We start from the raw sequence: 21,236 nt of genomic DNA on the forward strand, positions 1-21,236 counted from the left end.
AATCTGGTGGCGANTGCCTGCGACGCGGCGGGCGATGCCGAACATCCCACGGTCACAGTGCGCACGCGCTTTGCCAGTGGGTTGGTCTTCAATGCGATCCGCTTCGGCAAGAGCACGCGGCTTCCGATCGAAATCATCGTCAGCGACACGGGTCCGGGCGTCGATCCTACGTTACGCGATCATATCTTCGAACCCTTCGTGACCGGAAAGACTGGCGGGCAGGGCCTCGGCCTCGCCCTCGTGCGAAAGCTGGTCCGCGATCTGGGCGGCCGCGTGAGCCACGAGCGTGACGAGCGCGCGGGGCTTACTCACTTTCGCATCAACCTGCCGGTCGCCGAAGGAGCGGGCGCATGAGCTTTTCGGTCCTGTTGGTCGAGGACGATCGCGCCATCGCCACGGTCGTTTCGGAAGCCTTGGGTGACGAAGGCTATCACGTGGCGGCCTGCACATCGATCGCCAGGCGCGACGAATTGCTGGCCGAAACCCGGTTCGACGTGATGCTGACCGACATCGTGCTCGAGGATGGCGACGGGCTCGACGATATCGCGGCGCTGCGCAAACGCGCGCCCGATATGCCGGTGATCGTCCTGAGCGCCCAGAACACGCTCGACACCGCCGTGCGCGCCAGCGACAGCGAGGCGTTCGAATATTTTCCTAAGCCCTTCGATCTCGACGCGCTGCTGAGAGCGGTGGCGCAGGCAGTCCAGCGAAATGTCGGGCAGGGCGGTGACAGCGGGCCGAGTGAGCAAGGCCTTCCCTTCATCGGCCGCAGTCAGGCGATGCAGGGCGTCTATCGCATGATCACCAAGGTGCTGCGCAACGATCTGACCGTGCTCGTCACCGGCGAATCGGGCACGGGCAAGGAATTGGTCGCAGAGGCGATCCATCAATTGGGATCGCGCCGCACGGGGCCTTTCGTGGCGATCAACATGGCGGCAATCCCGCACGATCTGATCGAGAGCGAATTGTTCGGCCACGAACGCGGCGCGTTTACCGGTGCGGTGGCGCAGACGATCGGCAAGTTCGAACAGGCCAATGGCGGCACGCTGTTTCTAGACGAAATCGGCGACATGCCCTCCGAAGCGCAGACCCGGTTGCTGCGCGCGCTGCAATCGGGCAGCATTCGCCGGGTCGGCGGGCGCAGCGAAATCGCGGTGAACGTGCGCATCGTCGCCGCCACCAACCGCGCGCTCGGCCCGATGATCGCGGCCGGCACGTTCCGCGAGGATCTGTTCTATCGCCTCAACGTGGTGCCGATCGAATTGCCGCCCCTGCGCGAGCGGCGCGAGGATATCGCCGCGCTTGCTCGCCATTTCCTTGGGCTGGCCGCAAACGAAGGCCTGTCGCGCCACACGATTACGGACGGGGCGGTGGAAGAACTCGCGGCATTGCCCTGGCGCGGCAATGTCCGTGAATTGCGCAATGTCGTCTTTCGCCTGGCGCTCAATGCGCGGCAGGAAGCGATCGACCGGTCGCTCGTCGAAGAGGTCGTGGCGGGCGAGACCCGCGCGCCCGGCACCCCTGCGACAGACGGATTTGCCGCCGCGCTCGATGCGTTTCTGGCGGAAAACGCCCCCCGGCCCGGAACGCTCTATCACGCAGCTCTGGCGCGGTTCGAAAAACCGCTGGTCGAACATGCATTGCGCGCGATGGACGGCAACCAATTGCGCGCGGCCGAATTGCTCGGCATCAACCGGAACACCCTGCGCAAGAAGCTCGACGAGCTGGAAATCGAGCCCGAGCGCTTCGCCCGGCGACGGTAGCGGGCGTTTCGGCGAATTTGGGCTTGCATATAGGCCACACCATCGTGGTAACTGAGCAACGATGGCAAGCCAGGCCTTTTCCTCTTCGCGACCCACACCCCGGTGGCTGCGCCGGTTCGTGGTCGCGGCGCGGCGTTCGAACGTCTTCTTCCTGCTCGAAATCTTTTTCGCTGCCGCCTTTCTGGCCATGGTGGCGAGCACCTGGCTAACCTTTTCCGAAGCGCCGCCGGGCGGCCAGTCGCTGCCCTCGCGTCAGGTGGCGGGCCTTCTGGTGGGGACGCTGGTTCCGGCAATGGCGCTGCTCGTCCTGCTCGGACGCAGGATGGCGATCCGGCGCGCGGCGGGCAGCACGGCGCGCCTGCATGTCCGCCTCGTCTTCCTCTTCTCCCTGATCGCTGCCGTGCCGACTCTGCTGGTGGCCGGATTCGCGGCCTTCCTGTTCCAGTCCGGCGTGGATTTCTGGTTCTCCGACAATTCGCGGGGGCTGATGGAGAACACGCGGCAACTCGCCGAAAGTTTCTACGAAGAAAATCAGGTCGATGTCGGTAACGAGACCGTGGCCATGGCGGGCGATATGCGGTTCTATCTCGAACGCGGATCGCTGGTGAACGAGGCTTTTCCGAACTATTACCGCTACCAGGCCGAACCGCGCGATATCAGCGAAAGCGCGATTCTGCAGGCCATGCCGGATGGTACAGTGCGCACCGCCTTCCTGTACGGCGTGAACGAAGGCACCGAACCGGCGGCGTTCGCGGAACGGTTTCTCGATCGGGTGCGGCGCGGGGAACCTGTCGCGATCGAGGGCAGCGAAGGCCGCATCGAAGCGCTGGCGCCGATCGATCGGGAGAGCGGAATTTATCTCTACAATTCGCGCACGGCGCAGGCGGATTCCTTCCGCAGCTGGCAGGCCGCGACCAATATCTCGACCGCCTACGAAGCGCTGACCCTGCGGGCGCGTGCGTTGCAGTTGCGCTTCAATCTGGCGCTGTTCTTCGTCAGCCTGGGCCTCGTAGGCCTCGCAGTATGGTTCGCGCTGCGCTTCGCGGATCGGCAGGTCGAACCGCTCACCAGCCTCGTCGTCGCCGCGCGCGAAGTGGGTGGGGGCAATTTCGCCATGCGCGTCGACGGGCGGACGGGAGCGGACGAGATCGGCCTGCTCAATCGCGCCTTCAACCGCATGACCGCGCAGCTCGAAAAGCAGACCGACGCGCTCGTATCCGCCAACCGCCAGCTCGACGAACGGCGCGACTTCATCGAGGCGGTGATCGAATCGGTCAGCGCCGGGGTGATGTCGATCGATGCGCGCGGGCGCATTCTGCTGATGAACGGCCCGGCCAAACGCCTGCTACTCGCAAACGAAGGCGGCCAAGGCGAAGGGGGTGGCGAAGGCGAGCGCACGGTCCACAGTCTCGTTCCCCAGATCGCGGCCATGGTCGCGGGTGGATTGGAGCAGGGTATTGTCGGCTATTCCAAGGGCAGCGAGCTTTTGACGCTGGCGGTAAAGATCGCGCCCGAGCGGGACGGGCACGTCATCACCTTCGAAGATATTACGCGCCAGCTGCTCGACCAGCGTCAGGCCGCCTGGTCCGATGTGGCGCGGCGCATCGCGCATGAAATCAAGAACCCGCTCACGCCGATCCAATTGGCCACCGAGCGGTTGAAGCGCCGCTATCGTCGCCAGATCCTCGAAGATGGCGAGCTGTTCGACGAGCTGACCGATACGATCAAGCGCCAGGTCGGCGATCTGCGCACGATGGTGGACGAATTCTCCAGCTTCGCGCGCCTGCCAAAGCCCGTGTTCCGACCCGAAGACGCGCTCGACCTGACGCGGCAATCGCTCTTCCTGCAGGAAGTCGGTCATTCGGATATCGACTATCGCCTCAGCGGCGATATCGAAGGCCCGATCCGCATCCAGTGCGACCGGCACCAGTTCGGCCAGGCGCTCACCAACGTTCTCAAGAACGCCGCCGAAGCGGTCGAGGCCGAGGCCGCGCGCAGCAGCGCGCCCGATTATCGCGGCCGTATCGATGTCGCCATCGAGGCGGGGCCGGACAGCATCTCCGTGGCGGTCGAAGACAATGGCGTCGGCCTGCCCAAGGATCGCGAGCGGATCGTCGAACCCTATGTGACGACGCGCGAGCGTGGCACGGGCCTCGGCCTCGCGATCGTCAACAAGATCGTCGAGGAACATCGTGGCGACATGCAATTTTCGGTGCGCCCCGAGGGTGGCACGCGCGTGACCTTGCGCTTCGCGCGCGATCCCGGCCGGGCGCATGACGCGCCGCAGGGCGGCGACGAACAGAATTCGGATAAAAGGTAAGATACACCATGGCATTGGACATCCTGATCGTCGACGACGAACGCGACATCCGAGAGCTGGTTTCGGGCGTTTTGAGCGACGAAGGCTACGACTGCCGCACTGCAGGCGACAGCACGTCCGCGCTCGAAGCGATCGACGATAAGCGGCCCAGCCTGGTCCTGCTCGATGTCTGGCTGCACGGCAGCCCGATGGACGGGCTGGAAGTGCTCGACGCGATCAAGGTACGCGAGCCCGATCTGCCGGTGATCATCTTTTCCGGCCATGGCAATATCGACACGGCCGTCTCCGCCGTCAGCCGCGGAGCGATGGATTTCATCGAGAAGCCCTTCGAGGCCGAGCGCCTGCTCCACCTCGTCGAACGGGCGACCGAGACCGAGCGGCTGCGGCGCGAGAACACGCGGCTGAAGAGCACGCTAGTCGGCGGCGAGGAGTTCAACGGCAACAGCAATGCAATCACGCAGGTACGCGCCACGCTCAAGCGTGTCGCCAATACCGGCAGCCGCGTCCTGATCTACGGCCCGGCTGGGGCGGGCAAGGAAGTCGCCGCGCGATTGCTGCATTCCTGGAGCCCGCGCGAGAACCACGCTTTCGTGATCGTCAATTCCGCCCGGATCACGCCGGAACGCTTCGAGCATGAATTGTTCGGTGAGGAACAGGACGGCAAGCTGGTGCGTCCGGGCCTGCTCGAACTGGCGGATGGCGGCACGCTGTATCTCGATGAGGTCGCGGACATGCCGCTTTCGACTCAGGCGCGCATCCTGCGGGTCCTGACCGAACAAAGCTTCGTGCGGGTCGGCGGATCGCGCCAGATCGGCGTCGACGTTCGCGTGGTGTCATCGACTGCGCGCGATCTGCAAAGGGAGATGGAAGAAAAGCGTTTTCGAGAGGATCTGTTCTATCGCCTCAACGTGGTCCCCGTCACCGTTCCCTCGCTCGCGGAGCGGCGCGACGACATTCCTGCGCTCGCCGAGCATTTCTTCGCTCGCTACGCTGCCGAACAGGGCTTGCCCCCGCCCACGATCGGGGAGGAGGCGATGGCGGCGCTTCAGGCGTATGATTGGCCCGGAAACGTGCGCCAGCTACGCAATGTGGTCGAGCGCACGGTGATCCTCACTCCGCGCGAGGAGTTCGATACTGTCGAGCCCGACATGCTGGCAGGCGAAGTCACCGGCGGCAGGCTCGGCGGCGGGCAGGCGCTCACTGCGATGATGGGGGCGCCGCTCAGGGAAGCGCGTGAAAATTTCGAGCGCGAATATCTCTCGGTCCAGATCCGGCGGTTTTCCGGCAATATTTCGAAGACGGCGACCTTCATCGGCATGGAACGTTCGGCCCTGCATCGCAAATTGAAGCTTCTGGGCATGACCGACCGACGCGATTAGGGGAACCCGCCGCCCTCAAGACTATTTGCCAATAGAGCGTGGCATTCCCACATAAGCTTGCAGAAACACCGAACCTTTCTCGCCAATGGGTGGGAAAAGGTCCCGATTGCGGTTCGACGATGGAGAACCGCCAAAGAGAACAGGAGGCAGATAAATGTCCGAACGCACTCTCAGCGCCCGCCCGCGCCCTCCCAAACCGGAATCCGAAGCGGAGGATCGGCCGGCCGCGAAAGCCAAGTCTGCCAAAAAGGGCGGGAAGCCGCAGAATCTGCAGGACGCGTTCCTGAACCTGCTCCGCCGCGACAAGACGCCGGTCACGATGTTCCTCGTCAAGGGCGTGAAGCTGCAAGGCATCATCACCTGGTTCGACAATTTCTCCATCCTGCTGCGGCGCGACGGCCAGTCCCAGCTGGTCTACAAGCACGCAATCTCCACGATCATGCCCGGCTCGCCCGTCGATGCGAGCCAATTCGCCAGCCAGGGATCGGGTGCGAAGCAGCGGCTGTTACAGGACGTGTTCCTGAGCAGGGTGAGCGAGGCGGAAACTCAAGTGACCATGTTCCTCGTCAACGGGGTTATGCTTCAAGGAGCGATTGCCGCCTACGATCTGTTTTGCATGCTGCTCGAACGCGAAGGCTATGTGCAGCTGGCCTACAAACACGCCGTTTCCACGATCCAGCCAGCCACCTCGGTCGACCTGACCGAGGACGATGAGGACGATGCGCTCTGAGCTTCGATGATGACCTGATGGGCGAAGTGTCGCGCGGAGCCCGCGCGCTCGTCGTGGTGCCTGACATTCGCAACCAGTCCCGCGATCTCGACGCGGAAGCGCGCCTCGAAGAAGCGAAGGGCCTGGCGTTGGCGATCGGTATCGTGGTTGCGGAAGGCATCGTCCTGCCAGTGCGCGACGTGAAGCCGAACACGCTGTTCGGATCCGGTCAGGTCGAGAATATCGCCACCAAATGCGAGCAGGACGAGATTGAATTGCTGGTGGTGGATGGGGCCTTGAGCCCGATCCAGCAGCGCAATCTCGAAGAAACGCTCAAGCGCAAGGTGATCGACCGCACCGGGTTGATCCTCGAAATCTTCGGCGAGCGAGCAGCCACGGCTGAAGGTCGCTTGCAGGTCGAACTCGCGCATCTCGACTACCAGCAGAGCCGCCTGGTGCGCAGCTGGACTCACCTCGAACGCCAGCGCGGCGGCTTTGGCTTCCTCGGCGGGCCGGGCGAGACGCAGATCGAGGCGGACCGGCGCATGATCCGCACGCGCATGGCGCGTCTTCGCAAGGAACTGGAACAGGTCCGCAAGACCCGCGCCCTGCACCGGGAACGGCGGGGAAGGGCGCCTTGGCCGATCATGGCGCTGGTAGGCTATACCAATGCCGGCAAATCCACGCTTTTCAATCGGATGACGGGCGCGCAGGTGATGGCGGAAGATCTGCTGTTCGCGACGCTCGACCCGACCATGCGCGCCGTCGCGCTGCCGGGGATCGAGAAAGCCATTCTGTCCGACACGGTGGGCTTCATTTCCGATCTGCCGACGCAACTCGTCGCGGCCTTTCGCGCAACTCTGGAAGAAGTCACGGCAGCCGATGTCATCGTCCATGTCCGCGACATGGCGAACCCGGACGCTGCGGCGCAAAAGCGCGAAGTCCTCGACATCCTGTCGGATCTGGGCGTGATGGACGAAGATGGGATCAGTTCGATCCCGATCATCGAGGCGTGGAACAAGTGGGATGCGCTTTCGGACGAGCGGCGCGCGGAAATCGAACCGCTTGCGACCGAAGACGAGGATGTGATCGCTATCTCTGCTGTTACCGGCATGGGCGTCGATATTCTGACGGACCGGTTGGGACGATTGCTGACCAGTGGAGCGCGCCGTTACGCCATCACTCTATCGGCTGCTGACGGTTCGCGGATTGCGTGGCTGCACGCGCACGGTCAGGTTTTCGACGATATTCCTGCCGATGCCGACGGTGTTCAGGATGGGGAAGGGCCGTTTCGCACGCTGGATGTGCGCCTGACCGATAAGGAGTTGGGCCGGTTCGAAACGCTGGGAGACGGCGCGACCGCCGAGCCGCTTATTCGTCGCGCTTGACCGCCTGCCAGAGTGCTTCCTGCTGATCGAGCGAGAGCTCGGCAAACCCGCCCGCCGCCTTGCCTTCCATCGCACGATAGCGGCGTTCGAATTTGGCGTTGGCCGCGCGTAGGGCGCTTTCGGCATCGATCCCGTGGGCGCGGACGAAGTTGACGGCGGCGAAAAGAAGATCCCCGGCCTCTTCCTCCATCATTTCTGCAGGAGCCGATTTAAGCTCCTGAATTTCCTCGATAATCTTGGCCTCGGGCCCTTCGGTGTCGGGCCAATCGAACCCGTCACGCGCGGCGCGCTTCTGCAATTTCTGCGCCCGCAACAAGGCCGGAAGCGCCAGGGCGATACCGTCCATCGAACTTGTGCTTCCCTTGGATTCCCTTTCGGCCGCCTTGAGCGTTTCCCAACGCGTTTCGCCCATCGTGCCATCCTCGTCACCGAAGATATGCGGATGGCGCGCTTCCATCTTGTCGGCAATCGACCGCGCCACGTCTTCGAAAGCGAACAGGCCGGCTTCCTGCGCCATGCGCGCATGAAAAACGACCTGGAGCAGCAGATCGCCAAGCTCGTCGCGCAGATCGGCCATATCCTCGCGCGCGATCGCGTCGGCGACTTCGTAAGCTTCTTCGAGCGTATACGGCGCGATCGACGCGAAATCCTGCGCCAGATCCCATTCGCAACCGCGCTCCGGATCGCGCAGCCGCGCCATGATCGCCAGCAGGCGGTTCAGTTGAGGGTTCTCGGTGGCGCTCATAGCAGGATGATAATATATATTATGTTAAATACGGCAGCGCACAGGGAGGTCACGAAACTGCATCGATGAACAGCACGACAATGCCGAAGATCGCAACCCATGCCCCCGCCATCAGCAGCGTGCGCCGCAAATCGAGCCGATGTGTCCGCAGTGCGCCAAGCGCAAGGACGAGAAAGCCGACCAACGAAATGATCGATACGATCTGATACTCGTTCATATCTTCATCTCGAGACCATCGAAGCCGACCGTCACATGTTTAGGCGCTTCGTCGCATAGCGTCCTGTAATCCATGCTTTTGTCGAGATGCGTCAGGACCAGCTTGCGCGCGCGGCATTGCTTGGCCAGATCGACCGCCATGTTCACCGTCGCGTGAGAAGGATGCGGATCGCGGCGCAGACAGTCGCTTATGATTACGTCCGCGCCGTCGAAGCATTCCAGCATGCCATCGGTGATTTCGCTGTAATCGGTCGCATAGACCAGGCTGACGCCATCCGCGTCGAAGCGATATCCAGTACTGGTGGTCGGACCATGCGGCATTTCGACTGCGGCGAGGCCGAATCCAGCCACCATGCGGACATTTTCGACTGGCTTGATATCGATCAGCGTCGGATAACCGTGCTGGCCTTCGAATATGTAATCGAAGCGGCGTTTGAGACTGGCCATCACCGGCGCGCGCGCCAGGCCCGGCAGCGCGTTGCTGCGCGAATAGCGCATGACGCGCAGATCATCGATGCCATGGCAGTGATCGGCGTGGTCGTGCGTCCACAGCACGGCGTCGACCCGGTCGATCCGATTGGTCAGAAGTTGGTTTCGCAGATCGGGTGAAGTGTCGACCAGAACCCTTTGGCCTGCATCGTTTTCTACGATGATGGATACGCGACTACGGCGGTTTCGCGGCTCGTTGGGATCACACGCTCCCCAATCCTCGCCGATCCGTGGGACGCCGGTCGACGTGCCCGAGCCGAGCATCAGGAATTTCACGGGCGGTCCGCCTTGCTGAACAAGGCGTAGAAATTGTCGGTAGTTCGGGCGGCGAGGTCCTCCAGCTTTTCACCCCTTAATTCGGCGAGGAAGCTGGCCGTATCGCGAACAAATCCCGGCTCGCAAGTCTTCCCGCGATGCGGCACGGGCGCGAGGAAGGGACTGTCGGTTTCTACCAGCAAGCGATCTACAGGTACTGTCCGCGCAACCGCCTGCAAGTCTCTGGCGTTCTTGAAGGTCACGATGCCCGACAGCGAAATCGACAGGCCCATTTCGAGAACCTTTTCGCCGAATTCGGCCGATGCGGTGAAGCAGTGGATCAGCGCCGGAAACTCGCCCTTCCCCATCTCGTCGCCCAGAATTTCAAGCGTATCGTCCTCGGCATCGCGCGTGTGGATGATAAGGGGCAGGCCGGTCCTTCTCGCCACGGCAATGTGGAGGCGGAACAGGCGCTTTTGCGCTTCTCGATCGGAATGCTCGTAAAAATAGTCGAGCCCGGTTTCGCCGATCCCGATCACGCGCGGATCCTGCGTGGCTTCGAACAGCGTGTCTTCGGTCAGATCCTGGTGATCGTCCGCATTATGTGGATGGATGCCGACGCTTGCATAGACGTCGGTCGCGCGATGGGCGGTGGCAATTACCTGATCCCATTCGCTGCGCTTGGTCGAGATATTCAGAAAAGCCCCGATCCCCGCCGTGCGCGCGCGGTCGAGAACGGCATCCTGTTCTTCAACGAGACCCTTATATTCCAGGTGGCAATGGCTGTCGACAAGCATCAGGCGGCCTCATTTTCCGGCAGTTCGAGGCGCGGAAAGACGGGTTCGGGCTTGCCGATTCGATGCCCGGCAGCCACCAGCGCGCCGTACCAGCTCTCATCGGCGAGATCGCCAAATCCGCGCCGGTCTTCGGCCACGCCCAGCATGTCGAGAACGGCCTTGGCCTTGCTCGGCACGACGGGCTGTATCGCCAGAGCAAGATCGCGGATCGCGATGTAGAGCGTCAGCAGCACCGCTTCCATCCGCTTCGGATCGGTCTTGCGCAAAGCCCACGGCGCTTGCTCGTCCACATATTGGTTGCAGGCCCACACCGCCTCCATCCACGCTTCGATCCCGACGCTGAAAGCAAGGCCTTCGAATTCACGCGGCAGTGCTTCGCGACAGGCCTCCTGCACCTTGGAAAGCAAGGCCTTATCCTCGCCTGCTACCTCGTAATCGAGAATGGCGCCGTCCATGTTCTTGGCGATCATGGACAGGGTGCGCTGCACAAGATTGCCGAAGCTGTTGGCAAGTTCCGCATTGCAGCGCGTGACGATCGCCTGAGGCGAATAGCTCCCGTCCTGTCCGAAGGCGACTTCGCGCATCAGGAAATAGCGAAGGTTATCGACGCCGAACGTTTCGGCGAGGTCCAGCGGATCGGTGACGTTGCCGACCGATTTGGATTCCTTCTGGCCGCGATTAAGGATGAAGCCGTGGCCGAAGACTTTCTGCGGCACGGGCAGATCGGCGCTCATCAGGAAAGCCGGCCAGTACACGGTGTGGAACCGGACAATATCCTTCCCGATCAGGTGCACGCTGGCGGGCCAGAATTTGCGCCATTCCTCGGTGTCTGCAGGATAACCGAGCCCGGTGATGTAGTTGGTCAGCGCATCGACCCAGACATACATTACGTGCTCGTCACTGCCCGGCACCTTTACGCCCCAGTCGAAGCTGGTGCGGCTGACCGAAAGATCTCTGAGGCCCTGCGAAACGAAGGCTATCATCTCGTTCCGCCGGCTTTCGGGTTCGAGAAAGCCCGGCCGGTTGAGCAATTCGAGCAGTCGGTCCTGATAATTGGAGAGACGGAAGAACCAGCTTTCCTCGACAGTCCATTCGACCGGCGTGCCTTGAGGCGAAAGGCGGTTGCCGTCCTCGCCCTGGGTCAGCTCGCTCTCGTCGTAATACGCTTCGTCGCGGACGGAATACCAGCCCTCGTAACGGTCGAGATAGAGATCGCCTTTGGCTTCCATCGCGCGCCAGATCGCCTGGCTGGCGGCATGATGATCCGCTTCGACAGTGCGGATGAAACGATCGTAAGAGATATCGAGAGCGTCATCCATCGCCTTGAAATAGCCGGACATTTCGTCCGCCAATTCGCGCGGCGTGCGGCCTTGCTCATCGGCCTTGCGCGCCATCTTCAGGCCGTGTTCGTCGGTGCCGGTCTGGAACCGCACCTCGCGACCCTTGAGCCGCTGGAAGCGCGCGATGACATCGGCGGCGATCGCTTCGTAAGCGTGGCCGATATGGGGGCGACCATTGGGATAATTGATCGCGGTGGTGATATAGAAGGGCTCAGACATTGGCGCGTTCGCTAGCCGGGGCTGCCCCTGCGAGCAAGGTGCCGATTTCCATCGCCAGCAGGCCTGGATCGTAATTGTACGTCGCGAGCTCGCCGGTTAGGCGAACCAGCTCGGCATGCGCTTCGACACGCGGCGATAGCGCCGCGGCGGGAACCGCCTCTATCCCTTCGTCAAGGATCGAGCGTGCGAGATCGAGCGCTGCCTCCAGTCTGGCGCGATCGGGCCGCGCGCCGAGCGAGGCTGCCAGCTCTCCACGCAGGACGAAACCGGCATCGCCCTGTGCGAGGATGCGCCGCATGAGTTCGGCGACGGGGCCGAGTCCGCTGGCAATGAAACCGAGCGCGCGGCCCGGCGATCCAGCAGCGGCGGCGATGGCGGCGGAACGGGTCTCCGGATCGCTGTCGGGGGCCTGCGCCGCAAGGATCGTCGCCATCGCATCGTCGGAAAGGGCCGCGAAACGCAGCGTGCGGCAGCGCGAACGGATTGTCGGCAAAAGGCGCGAGGGACGATGGCTGACGAGCAGGAAATAGGTTCCGCGCGGCGGTTCCTCGAGGCTCTTGAGCAGCGCGTTGGACGCGTTGCGCTCCATATCGTCCGCCGGATCGATAATGATCGCGCGCCTCTCGCCCAAGGTGGGGCGGGTGTTCAGCCGCTGCTGCATCGCGCGGATCTGGGCGATCGCGATGTTGCGCTTGACCTCGTACGGTTTGCCCTCCTCGCGCTTCTTGTCTTCCTTGTCGTCCTTGGGAAGGTTGGTGAGCACGTGGATGTCGGGATGCTGATCAAGCTCGGGCGCGGCGCCGACCAGTTCGCGCGCGGCGGCAAGGGCGAATTGCATCTTGCCGAGGCCCGCCTTGCCCGCCAGCAGCCAGGCGTGATGCATCCGTTCGCCTTCCAGCGCATCGCGCCAGGCGGCGCGCGCAGGCTCGTGGCCGACAAGGCTCACGCTTGATCGTCCAAAAGCGGCGAGACGGCTTTCCAGACCCGGTCGGAAACGGCGGCGAGCTCACCCACGCCGTCTATCACCGCGAACCGATGGGGCTCCGCATCGGCGAATCCCAGAAAAGCGGCATTGACGTGCGCGTGATAGTCGGAATCGCGCCCGCCGATCGCATCGCTCACGCCTGCGTCCCGGTCGGCGAGGCGGGCGGCGATCGTCGCTTCGTCGGCGGCAATAACGATCGTGAGGTCCGGCAACAAATCTTCGCTCCCCGCTCGATGCAGGTCGCGGACCAGATCGTCCCCCAACCCACCGGCTATCCCCTGATAGGCGCGGCTCGAGGCGATAAAGCGATCGCAGACAACCCATTTGGCAGCAGACAGAGCAGGCCGGATTAGTTGCGCGACGTGATCGGCGCGCGCGGCGGCGAACAGCAGCGCTTCAGCGCGCATCGGCCAGCCTTCGCCCGGCGGATCGAGCAGCAAGCCGCGGATCGCCTCCGCGCCCGGCGTTCCACCGGGTTCGCGCGTCAGCACGGTATCAATACCGCGTGCCTCCAGCCTTTGGACGAGCAGCCGGGCCTGTGTCGATTTGCCCGTCCCCTCCCCGCCTTCGAATGCGATGAAACGGCCCCTCTTGCCAGCACTCATCCCGCCCAGCCCCACAGTCCGTTGAAGACGCGCTGAATGACTGTCGCTTCGCTGACCGGCCGTTCGGCATAAAGGGGCAGCGTGTTCACCTGTTCACCGTCGACCGTCACGATCAGCCGAGCGATTTCCTCGTCGTCGGCGATGGGCGCACGCAGCGGCCCTTCATACCGGACGGAAAGGTCCACTTTCGGCATCCTGCCATGGGGCACGGAAAGGCGCACCGGGCGCGCCGACACCAGGCCGATTTCGGACACGTTGCCATCCTGCACCCGCGCCGTTGCCACCCGCTCGCCAGTCTCGAACAGGCGACGGCTGTCGAAATTCGCGAAACCCCATTCGATCAGGGCGCGCGCCGCATCGTTGCGTTCTCGTCCGCGCGGCGAGGCCGCAACCACCATGACGAGGCGCCGCCCATTGCGCTCCGCACTGCCGAGAAAACCGTAGCCCGCCTGATTGGTGAAGCCGGTCTTGATCCCGTCCGCCCCCGGAACGACGCCGCTGATCGGATCGTGATTGTTCTGGCGAATGCCGTTGTATTCGAGACCCTTCTTGCCGACGAAATGCCCATATTTGGACGGATGGCGCTGGATCATCGCGCTTCCCAGCGTGACAAGATCACGCGCGGTTACGAATGTCTGCCCATCATCCATCCAGCCATTGGGCGTGTTGAAATGACTGTCCGCCATGCCGAGCCGCGCAGCGGTATCGTTCATCGCCAGGCTCCACCGCGCGACCGACCCGGCAGCCCCTTCGGCAAGAACGACGGAAGCATCATTGGCAGAAACCGTTGTGATCCCGTGCAGCAACTCATCGACCGTGATGCGCGCATCGTGGGGCAGATACATGGTCGAGCCCTTGCGATTCCAAGCGCGGAACGTGTCCGGCCGAACGGTCATGACCTGCTGCGGGAACAGCTTGCCCTGCTCCATCCACTCGAAAGCGACCATGGTGGTCATCACCTTGGTGATGGATGCGGGCATGAACCTGCGGTCTTCCTCCCGGGCGAACAAGGTCTGTCCACTCGACAGATCGACCAGCATGGCGATCGGCGCTTCGTAAGGCGTCGGCACGCGAGGAGCGGTGGGACTGGCGGCGCGGCTCGACGATGTGATCGCGATCGCGCCGGCCAAGCCGAGAGTCAGGAATTTCAACGCTGCGCGCACATGGTCTCCCGCACCGGGAGCGCCCAGCGCCTTATCTGATATCGACGATGAGAGCGTCCCTATAACCCGCTGCGCGCACCTTGGCGAGCGCGGCGCTCGCCTCTCCACGGTTCGCGAAGGGGCCGACACGGACGCGGAATAGCGAGCCGGTCGGTTCGAGATAACCGCCGATCGCATCGACGACCTTCTGGGCCGAGGCGCGGGTCGAATAGGCGCCCGCCTGGACTGCCAGAGTTCCGCTCGCCGCAGGAGATGGCGACGGTGCCGGGGCAGGAGCGGGAGTTGGTGCCGAAGTCGGAGCAGGCGTGGGCGCGGGGCTCGGTGTGGGTGCCGGGGATGGGGCCGGAGACGGATTCTCCTCCGTCGTTGGATCGATGGTTTCGATCGGCCCGCGTGTGGCCACATCGGAGGAACCGGCATCTTCGCGCGCCAGCGACGCGCTGCCGATGGGGGGCAACTTGCGCTTCAACACGTCCAGCAGGCCCTGGGGCGTTTCCATACGCAGGTCGACGCTGCGATCGGCGCGCAATTCGGCGCGCTGGTCTTCGGGCGGATTGACGCGGCGCACACGTATCGGCGTGTTTTCGCCAGCGCCCAATTGCGCGGCTGCAGCACGCGAGAGACCCAGAAGGCGGGAATTCGTCATCGGCCCCCGCCGCTCCACCCGGACGAGAACGGTGCGCCCACTTTCAAGCGACGTGACCTCGACGTAACTCGGCAGGGGAAGCGTGCGATGCGAGGCGGAGATTCCTTCCGCGTCTGTATCGTCGAGCGTCGCGTAGCCGACTTCGTCGTAATTCAGAGTGTCGGCGGGTGTGTAAGTAATCCCGTCGATCGTAAAGGGCTCACCCAGCACCATCGGATAATCGGCGGCGGGACCGGTCGGGATCGAGCGCGACGTGCTCGGCACCGAGGGCTCAGACGCGGCGTCGAGCCCGCCGAACCCGCCCAGCCCGCATGCAGCGAGCGAGAGCGTCGAAACGCCACCCAGAAACAGCCTGCCTGCGCGCGAAATCGGTGCCTTCCGATCCTTAACGGGAAATCTCATCGGCCAGCAGCCCCACACTCATCGCGTAATAATTCGAGCAGTTGTATTCGAGGATAACCCGATAATTTGTGGTTAAGAGCCATGCCGGGCTGCCGGGCCCGTCGGGGCGAAACAGCGAGACCATGGTGCCGGGCGGCAGCGGACGCTGGGGCTGGATACCGAGCGCGCGCCACTCCTCCACCGTCTTGAACTGGCTGTGGCGTTCGTGAACGCGGGGACAGACCGGAGCGACCAGTTCGGTCGCCACGCTATTCGTATCGAAGCTCGACGGCACGTAAGCTGGCACACCCCAGGGTTGGCCGCTGCGCCATCCGGCGTCGCGGAAATAATTGGCGATCGATGCCAGCGTGTCACTGCGATTTGTGAAGATGTTCGCGCGCCCATCCCCATCGCCGTCCGTCGCGAGGCGCAAATAGACGCTCGGGAGGAATTGCGGATTGCCGAAAGCACCCGCCCAGCTTCCCTTCAGTTCGGAGCGCGGATAGCCCTTGTCGGCAACCTTTAGCAGATCGATGAATTCGGCTTCGAAAAGATCGCGGCGGCGCCCTTCCCAGGCAAGCGTGGCCAAGGCCTGCGATAAGTCGAACCCGCCACGCACCGCACCATAGGCGGTCTCGTGCCCCCAGATCGCGACGAGGATGTCGCCGGGTACGCCGTATTCCTGTTCGATCCCGCGCAGCACTCCGCTGGCCGAATTATACTCGCGCCGTCCGCCATTGATGCGCGCGGCATCGACATGCCGTTCGATATAGTTCGACAAGGGCGGATATCCGCTGCCCGAGGAAGACGAGCCGGGCTGACCGCGATCGAGTTCGATGACACGGTAATTCGGTTCCAAACCTGCGGTCATGCGCGCAATGGTGTTCTCACTGACCCCCTGCGCGCGCGCCTTTGCGATGACGAGTTGAAGATAGGCATCGAAGGACAGATTGTCTTGGGCTGCAGCGGGCGAGGCTATCGTGAAGGACGACAGGGAAAGGGCGGCGCAGGCTAACAGGTGCTTGAAGGTCATGGGGCCCCTTGTCTCACAGGCGGGATGAACGCTGAATGTCGTTTAGGGGTTACCCGAGAAGGCCTTCTTCTGTTCCGAAATTTTTCGCTTCGGTGAATGTCCCGATTTCGAAGCGTGACAAGATCGCCAGAGGGCATTAGCGCGATCCATACGCGGACAGGTGGCAGAGCGGTTGAATGCACCGGTCTTGAAAACCGGCAAGGGTGTAAGCCCTTCGTGGGTTCGAATCCCACCCTGTCCGCCATTTCTCCTCTCAGATGGCCAATCTTCACGCGAAAGGCCGGATCGGCATGATGTCCTACCCGGCCCGGTTTGCGCTAAATAGCGTCAGTCGCGCTTGTCAGTCTCGCCTGCAAGCGACTGGTCCTGACGCTGCTTTTTTGGATAATCTTCCGGCTTCACGCTGGACTGGTTCTTGAGAGCGATGTGATCTTCCACAATTCCGCCGTCGCGATCGCCCTCCGGCTCGTCCCGCTCGCCTTGGGGATCGTCGTCGATTTCATATTCCATTCCGGTGTCTCCTCTCTCTAACAACGCACGAGGGCGCGTCAGGGCACCGATCTTTTCTGGCGAAGCGCCGAAATGCCGGGGAGCAGCGCCCAGTCGAGTGCCGTCGCGATCAATGCGGCCCCTTGCGCAGGATCGTGTCCATCTGTTCGCGCAGGATCGGGTCCCACTCGGAACGCAATTCGCGAACGCGCGCGATCAGCGCTTCGTTTTCGTGGTAAGGCATGTCGAGCCTATAGAGGTTCGCGATATCCACCATCGTGCTGCGGTCCATCTCCTCGAAAGCGTCCGCCGCAGCTTTGGCCTGGTCTTCGTCCATGCCTAGCGCTTCGAAAGCGGAACGGCCCATGCGCAGCGAGCTGTCATAGGTCTCGCGTACGATGTCGCGACAGCCATAAGCCCATAATTCGTAAACGTGATTGCGATCGATCGCGCGGGCGAGAATGTGAAGATCGGGATAGTTCTTGATGGCGTAACGCACCAGTCTGTCGATCTGCTCGCGCTCATCCAGCGCCACGACCAGCAGCTTGGCCTGCGCGATTCCCGCCGAGGCAAGCAGGTCCGGGCGGGTCGCATCGCCGAAATAGGTGCGGAAGCCGAATTTGCGCACGATCTCGAGCTGATGCGAATCGTAGTCGATCACCGTCGTGGAATAGCCGGCTGCCTGCAGCATCCGATCGACGATCCCGCCTATCCGACCGCGCCCGGCGATGATGACGGGGTTCTCTTCCTCGATCGCGTCCGCCTCGCGCTCGTCCCTCTCGCAATAGGCGTGCGCCACAACCTTGTTGTAGAAGATGAACAAAAGGGGCGTCATCAACATGGTCAGCGCGACAACCAGCAGCATCAGATCTGCGAGCGCAGTGTCGAAGACGGCGTTGGCGATGCCGAAAGATATGAGGACGAAGGCGAACTCGCCCGCTTGCGGGAGGCTTAGCGCGAACAGCCAAAGCGCCTGCTTTCGCAATCCGTAGAGCCAGCCCACCGCGAGGAGAACGAGCATTTTCGCGGCGATCGTGACCAGCGCCCAAAACAGTACGGTCGGCCAGATGTCGCCCGCGAGGGTAAAGTCGATTCCCGCACCGACCGTGATGAAGAATAGCCCGAGCAGAAGCCCTTTGAACGGGTTGATATCGCTTTCCAGCTCGTGCCGGTATTCGCTGGTCGCCAGGACGACACCGGCGAGGAAAGCGCCCAGCGCGGGGCTGAGGCCCACAAGCGACATGAGAAGCGCGATCCCGATCACGACGACCAGAGCGGCGGCGGTAAACAACTCGCGCAGATTTGCCGCGGCGATATACCGGAACAGCGGGCGGATCGCATAAATCCCGATGGCGATGACCGCGCCGACTGCCACGATCCGCGCCAAGGCAGCCATCCAAACCGGCATCGCGGCGGTCAGGTCGATCCCGCCGTGATGCGCCGCCTCCCCGGCATGCGCGCTCGTCGCATCCAGCAATTCCGGCATGGCGAGGAAGGGCAGCAGCGCAAGGATCGGGATCACCGCCACATCCTGCACCAGCAAGACGCTGAAGCTCGCCTCGCCCCCTTCGGAGCGCATCAGATTCTTCTCGGTCAGCGTCTGGATGATGATGGCAGTGGAGGACAATGCGAGCACCATCCCGATGGCGAGCGCGGTGCGCCACGGCTGATCGTCGAGCAGAGCGATGCTGGCTATGGCGAGCGTCGTCAGGAGCACCTGCCCTCCGCCTAGACCGAACAGCTTGCCGCGCATTTCCCACAGGCGCTTGGGTTCGAGTTCGAGCCCGACGATGAAGAGCATCATTACCACGCCGAATTCGGCGAAGACCTGCAAGGCTTCGACATCCACGCGCAATGTCGCGAGCAGCGGGCTGATCGCCATGCCAGCGAGAAGATAGCCCAGTACGGAGCCGAGGCCGAACCGGCTCGCCAGTGGAACGGCGGCAACGCTGGCCACCAGAATGAGAAAGGCGAGGATCAGAAAACCGGTCAATGCGCCTTCCTTAATGCAGCGTCAGTGCGGTTCAGATGTGAAGCGCTCGTCCGTAACTCGCCAGCACGCTTTCATGCATGGATTCCGAAATCGTGGGATGCGGGAACACCGTGTTCATCAGTTCCGCTTCGGTCGTCTCCAGCGTCTTGCCGACAACGAAGCCCTGGATCATCTCGGTCACTTCCGCGCCGACCATGTGGGCACCCAGCAATTCGCCGGTCTTGGCGTCGAACACGGTCTTCACGAAGCCCTCCGCCTCGCCCAGCGCGATCGCCTTGCCGTTGCCGATGAAGGGGAAAGTGCCTGCCTTGACCTCATGGCCGGCTTCCTTGGCTTTCGCCTCGGTCAGGCCGACGCTGGCGATTTGCGGGTGGCAGTAGGTGCAGCCCGGGATATTATTGCGGTCGAGCGGGTGCGGATGGACGTCCTTGTTGCCAAGTTCCTTCGCGATCGCTTCGGCACAGGTGACGCCTTCGTGGCTCGCCTTGTGCGCCAGCCATGGGCCGGGGGTGCAATCGCCGATGGCCCAAAGGCCCTTAGACTTGGTACGACCATAGGGATCGATCTGGATGAATCCGCGATCCATCTCCGCCAGCTTTTCGACACCGATATTCTCGGTGTTCGGGACGATGCCGATGGCGGTTATGCAGTGGCTGAATTCAGTCTCCGTGACCTTGCCGTCCTTGCCCTTGATCTTCGCCTTCACGCCGGTGCCGGACACCTTGATGTCCTCGACGCCTGCGCCGGTCATGATCGTCATGCCCTGCTTGGTCAGGCTCTTTTCGAGAAAGGCGCTGACATCCTTGTCCTCGACCGGCACGATCCGGTCGAGCATTTCGACCACGGTCACGTCCACGCCCATGTCGTTATAGAAGCTCGCAAACTCGATCCCGATCGCACCGGATCCGATGACCAGCAGCTTGGTCGGCATTTCCGTCGGCGTCATCGCGTGGCGATAGGTCCACACGCGCTTGCCGTCCGCCTTGGCGAAGGGCAGATCGCGCGCACGCGCTCCGGTGGCGACGATCACGTGCTTGGCGGTGAGCTTCTCCTCGCCCTTCTCCCCCTTGACGGTCAGCGAGGTCGGCCCGGTCAGAGTGCCTTCGCCCATATGGACCGCGATCTTGTTCTTTTTCATCAGGTGCGTGACGCCCTGATTGAGCTGCTTCGCGACGCCGCGGCTGCGCTTCACGACCGCGTCGAGATCGGCCTCGATCTCGCCTGCGATCTTCAGGCCGTAATCCTTGGCGTGTTTCGCAAAGTGCATGATCTCGGCCGAGCGCAGGAGCGCCTTGGTCGGGATGCAGCCCCAATTGAGGCAGATCCCGCCAAGCAATTCGCGCTCCACGATGGCGGTCTTTAGCCCCAGCTGCGCGCAGCGGATCGCCGCGACATAGCCGCCGGGGCCGGAGCCGAGAACGATGACGTCGTTGGAAGTGTCAGCCATAAATCTCTCTAATCGTTAGCCGAAAGGGCCGCCTGGCCCGTCATCCGAACCGGACGCGGCTTGTCGTCGTCGTCGAGCAGGACGAATTTGAACGTGCCTTGCGCGACCATGGTTTCCGCCGCGCCATTGCGAGTGCGCGCAACGGCTTCGACTGCGATGGTGAGCGAAGTGGTGCCCGTTTCGGTCACCTCGCCATAGACGGACAATTCGTCCCCCACCTGCATCGCGCCGGGAAAGCCGAAATCCGTTGCCGAGACGACCACTGCCTTGCCCTCGCCCGAGCGGCTTGCGAGCGATCCCGCGCCGAGCGCCATCTGGCTCATCAACCAGCCACCGAAAACGCCGCCATACGGGTTGGTGTCGCTTGGCATGGCGGTGACGCGAATAAGGGGAGAACGATCGGGCATGGATTATCCGGCCACCAGTTTGAGGAAATCTTCATCGACCCAGCCCGAACGGCAAGGGCCTTCATAGGCTCGGCGCGTCGGCACCGGCGATCCGGTGCCGCAATCGATCGGATCGTCCGCATCGGGCGCATAGACCACGCCCATCCAGTCGCCGACCTTCTGGCACATCGAGAGACCGCGCCCGGCCTCGATACGGTCGATCACTTCGGCACTGCCGGCCGGCGCCGCGAGCACCGGAAGACTTTGCCCATCCGCGCCGAGATTGGTCACCCGACCGAAGCTGGCGCAGGCATCGAAGCGCGGCCCGTCGAATCCGATCTGCACCGCGCGTGCGCTGGGCGCGGCTCGAGCCTGCGGTGCATCGTCCCTCGCCCCATACTCGCCGCGCGGCCCATCGCGCTCACTGCAAGCGGACACGGAAAGAAGCAGAGCGAGAGCCCCCGCCGAAAATTCAATCAAGCCGCGCC

The 21,236-nt window shown here is 63.0% G+C and carries 21 protein-coding genes and 1 tRNA gene; 7 read left to right on the top strand and 15 right to left on the bottom strand.

The window, feature by feature from the left end; translation table 11 throughout:
* From A3736_RS04260 to hflX, 6 genes are all read left to right on the top strand, one after another.
* On the top strand, positions 1-354 hold a 354-nt coding region (locus A3736_RS04260), incomplete at its 5' end, for an ATP-binding protein (protein ID WP_233999223.1).
* Positions 351-1,763 carry a sigma-54 dependent transcriptional regulator gene (locus A3736_RS04265; RefSeq protein WP_067679626.1) on the top strand — a complete coding sequence of 471 codons (1,413 nt, stop codon included), beginning with the start codon at positions 351-353 and terminating at the stop codon, positions 1,761-1,763. The genes A3736_RS04260 and A3736_RS04265, both read left to right, overlap by 4 nt.
* A 61-nt stretch (positions 1,764-1,824) precedes the next feature.
* Positions 1,825-4,083, top strand: a complete 2,259-nt coding sequence (locus tag A3736_RS04270; protein ID WP_067679629.1) for an ATP-binding protein — start codon at positions 1,825-1,827, stop codon at positions 4,081-4,083.
* A gap of 8 nt (positions 4,084-4,091) precedes the next feature.
* Positions 4,092-5,462 carry a sigma-54 dependent transcriptional regulator gene (locus tag A3736_RS04275; protein ID WP_067679636.1) on the top strand — a complete coding sequence of 457 codons (1,371 nt, stop codon included), beginning with the start codon at positions 4,092-4,094 and terminating at the stop codon, positions 5,460-5,462.
* A 154-nt stretch (positions 5,463-5,616) separates the two neighbouring features.
* Positions 5,617-6,192, top strand: a complete 576-nt coding sequence (gene hfq / locus A3736_RS04280) for an RNA chaperone Hfq (RefSeq protein WP_067679639.1) — start codon at positions 5,617-5,619, stop codon at positions 6,190-6,192.
* A 17-nt stretch (positions 6,193-6,209) separates the two neighbouring features.
* Entirely contained in the window at positions 6,210-7,559 is a 1,350-nt protein-coding gene (gene hflX, locus A3736_RS04285; protein WP_067679640.1) for a GTPase HflX, read from the top strand.
* Here the strand turns inward: hflX and mazG are convergent.
* Genes mazG through A3736_RS04330 form a run of 10 tightly spaced genes read right to left on the bottom strand, consistent with a single transcriptional unit; the run spans position 7,543 to position 16,433 of the window.
* On the bottom strand, positions 7,543-8,304 hold the full coding sequence (mazG, locus tag A3736_RS04290) for a nucleoside triphosphate pyrophosphohydrolase (RefSeq protein ID WP_067679642.1): 762 nt from the start codon (positions 8,302-8,304) through the stop codon (positions 7,543-7,545). The two genes, hflX and mazG, sit on opposite strands and share 17 nt — an antisense overlap.
* Positions 8,305-8,353: 49 nt before the next feature.
* Positions 8,354-8,521 carry a hypothetical protein gene (locus A3736_RS16955; protein ID WP_156501963.1) on the bottom strand — a complete coding sequence of 56 codons (168 nt, stop codon included), beginning with the start codon at positions 8,519-8,521 and terminating at the stop codon, positions 8,354-8,356.
* A complete protein-coding gene (locus A3736_RS04295; protein ID WP_067679644.1) occupies positions 8,518-9,285 on the bottom strand; it encodes an MBL fold metallo-hydrolase in 768 nt (255 codons plus the stop codon). The genes A3736_RS16955 and A3736_RS04295 overlap by 4 nt, the downstream gene beginning before the upstream one ends.
* Complete coding sequence (locus A3736_RS04300) at positions 9,282-10,061, bottom strand: TatD family hydrolase (protein WP_067679646.1); 780 nt, start codon at positions 10,059-10,061, stop codon at positions 9,282-9,284. Before A3736_RS04300 ends, A3736_RS04295 begins: the two co-directional genes overlap by 4 nt.
* A complete protein-coding gene (metG, locus tag A3736_RS04305; RefSeq protein WP_067679649.1) occupies positions 10,061-11,620 on the bottom strand; it encodes a methionine--tRNA ligase in 1,560 nt (519 codons plus the stop codon). The genes A3736_RS04300 and metG overlap by 1 nt, the downstream gene beginning before the upstream one ends.
* Positions 11,613-12,566 carry a DNA polymerase III subunit delta' gene (locus A3736_RS04310; RefSeq protein ID WP_067679652.1) on the bottom strand — a complete coding sequence of 318 codons (954 nt, stop codon included), beginning with the start codon at positions 12,564-12,566 and terminating at the stop codon, positions 11,613-11,615. The genes metG and A3736_RS04310 overlap by 8 nt, the downstream gene beginning before the upstream one ends.
* Positions 12,563-13,210 carry a dTMP kinase gene (gene tmk / locus A3736_RS04315; protein WP_067679687.1) on the bottom strand — a complete coding sequence of 216 codons (648 nt, stop codon included), beginning with the start codon at positions 13,208-13,210 and terminating at the stop codon, positions 12,563-12,565. Before tmk ends, A3736_RS04310 begins: the two co-directional genes overlap by 4 nt.
* Entirely contained in the window at positions 13,207-14,373 is a 1,167-nt protein-coding gene (locus A3736_RS04320) for a D-alanyl-D-alanine carboxypeptidase family protein (protein WP_067679655.1), read from the bottom strand. The genes tmk and A3736_RS04320 overlap by 4 nt, the downstream gene beginning before the upstream one ends.
* A 31-nt stretch (positions 14,374-14,404) precedes the next feature.
* Positions 14,405-15,421: an SPOR domain-containing protein gene (locus tag A3736_RS04325; RefSeq protein WP_082851298.1), complete on the bottom strand. Its 1,017-nt coding sequence runs from the start codon at positions 15,419-15,421 to the stop codon at positions 14,405-14,407.
* Positions 15,405-16,433 carry a lytic transglycosylase domain-containing protein gene (locus A3736_RS04330; RefSeq protein ID WP_067679658.1) on the bottom strand — a complete coding sequence of 343 codons (1,029 nt, stop codon included), beginning with the start codon at positions 16,431-16,433 and terminating at the stop codon, positions 15,405-15,407. The genes A3736_RS04325 and A3736_RS04330 overlap by 17 nt, the downstream gene beginning before the upstream one ends.
* Before the next feature lie 154 nt (positions 16,434-16,587).
* Here A3736_RS04330 and A3736_RS04335 point away from each other — a divergent pair.
* Positions 16,588-16,677, top strand: a tRNA-Ser gene (locus A3736_RS04335).
* An 83-nt stretch (positions 16,678-16,760) separates the two neighbouring features.
* Here A3736_RS04335 and A3736_RS04340 read toward each other — a convergent pair.
* From A3736_RS04340 to A3736_RS04360, 5 genes are all read right to left on the bottom strand, one after another.
* Positions 16,761-16,943: a hypothetical protein gene (locus A3736_RS04340; RefSeq protein WP_067679662.1), complete on the bottom strand. Its 183-nt coding sequence runs from the start codon at positions 16,941-16,943 to the stop codon at positions 16,761-16,763.
* A 109-nt stretch (positions 16,944-17,052) separates the two neighbouring features.
* Positions 17,053-18,915 (bottom strand): cation:proton antiporter, encoded by a 1,863-nt coding sequence (locus tag A3736_RS04345; RefSeq protein WP_067679665.1) that lies wholly within the window; start codon positions 18,913-18,915, stop codon positions 17,053-17,055.
* A gap of 31 nt (positions 18,916-18,946) precedes the next feature.
* Positions 18,947-20,362, bottom strand: a complete 1,416-nt coding sequence (gene lpdA / locus A3736_RS04350; RefSeq protein WP_067679668.1) for a dihydrolipoyl dehydrogenase — start codon at positions 20,360-20,362, stop codon at positions 18,947-18,949.
* 8 nt (positions 20,363-20,370) lie between these two features.
* Positions 20,371-20,769 carry an acyl-CoA thioesterase gene (locus tag A3736_RS04355; RefSeq protein WP_067679672.1) on the bottom strand — a complete coding sequence of 133 codons (399 nt, stop codon included), beginning with the start codon at positions 20,767-20,769 and terminating at the stop codon, positions 20,371-20,373.
* Positions 20,770-20,772: 3 nt separating this feature from the next.
* Positions 20,773-21,228: a hypothetical protein gene (locus A3736_RS04360; protein ID WP_197465484.1), complete on the bottom strand. Its 456-nt coding sequence runs from the start codon at positions 21,226-21,228 to the stop codon at positions 20,773-20,775.
* Between the last annotated feature and the right edge of the window lie 8 nt (positions 21,229-21,236).

The organism is Erythrobacter sp. HI0063, from assembly GCF_001635685.1.
Classification (GTDB): Bacteria; Pseudomonadota; Alphaproteobacteria; order Sphingomonadales; family Sphingomonadaceae; genus Qipengyuania.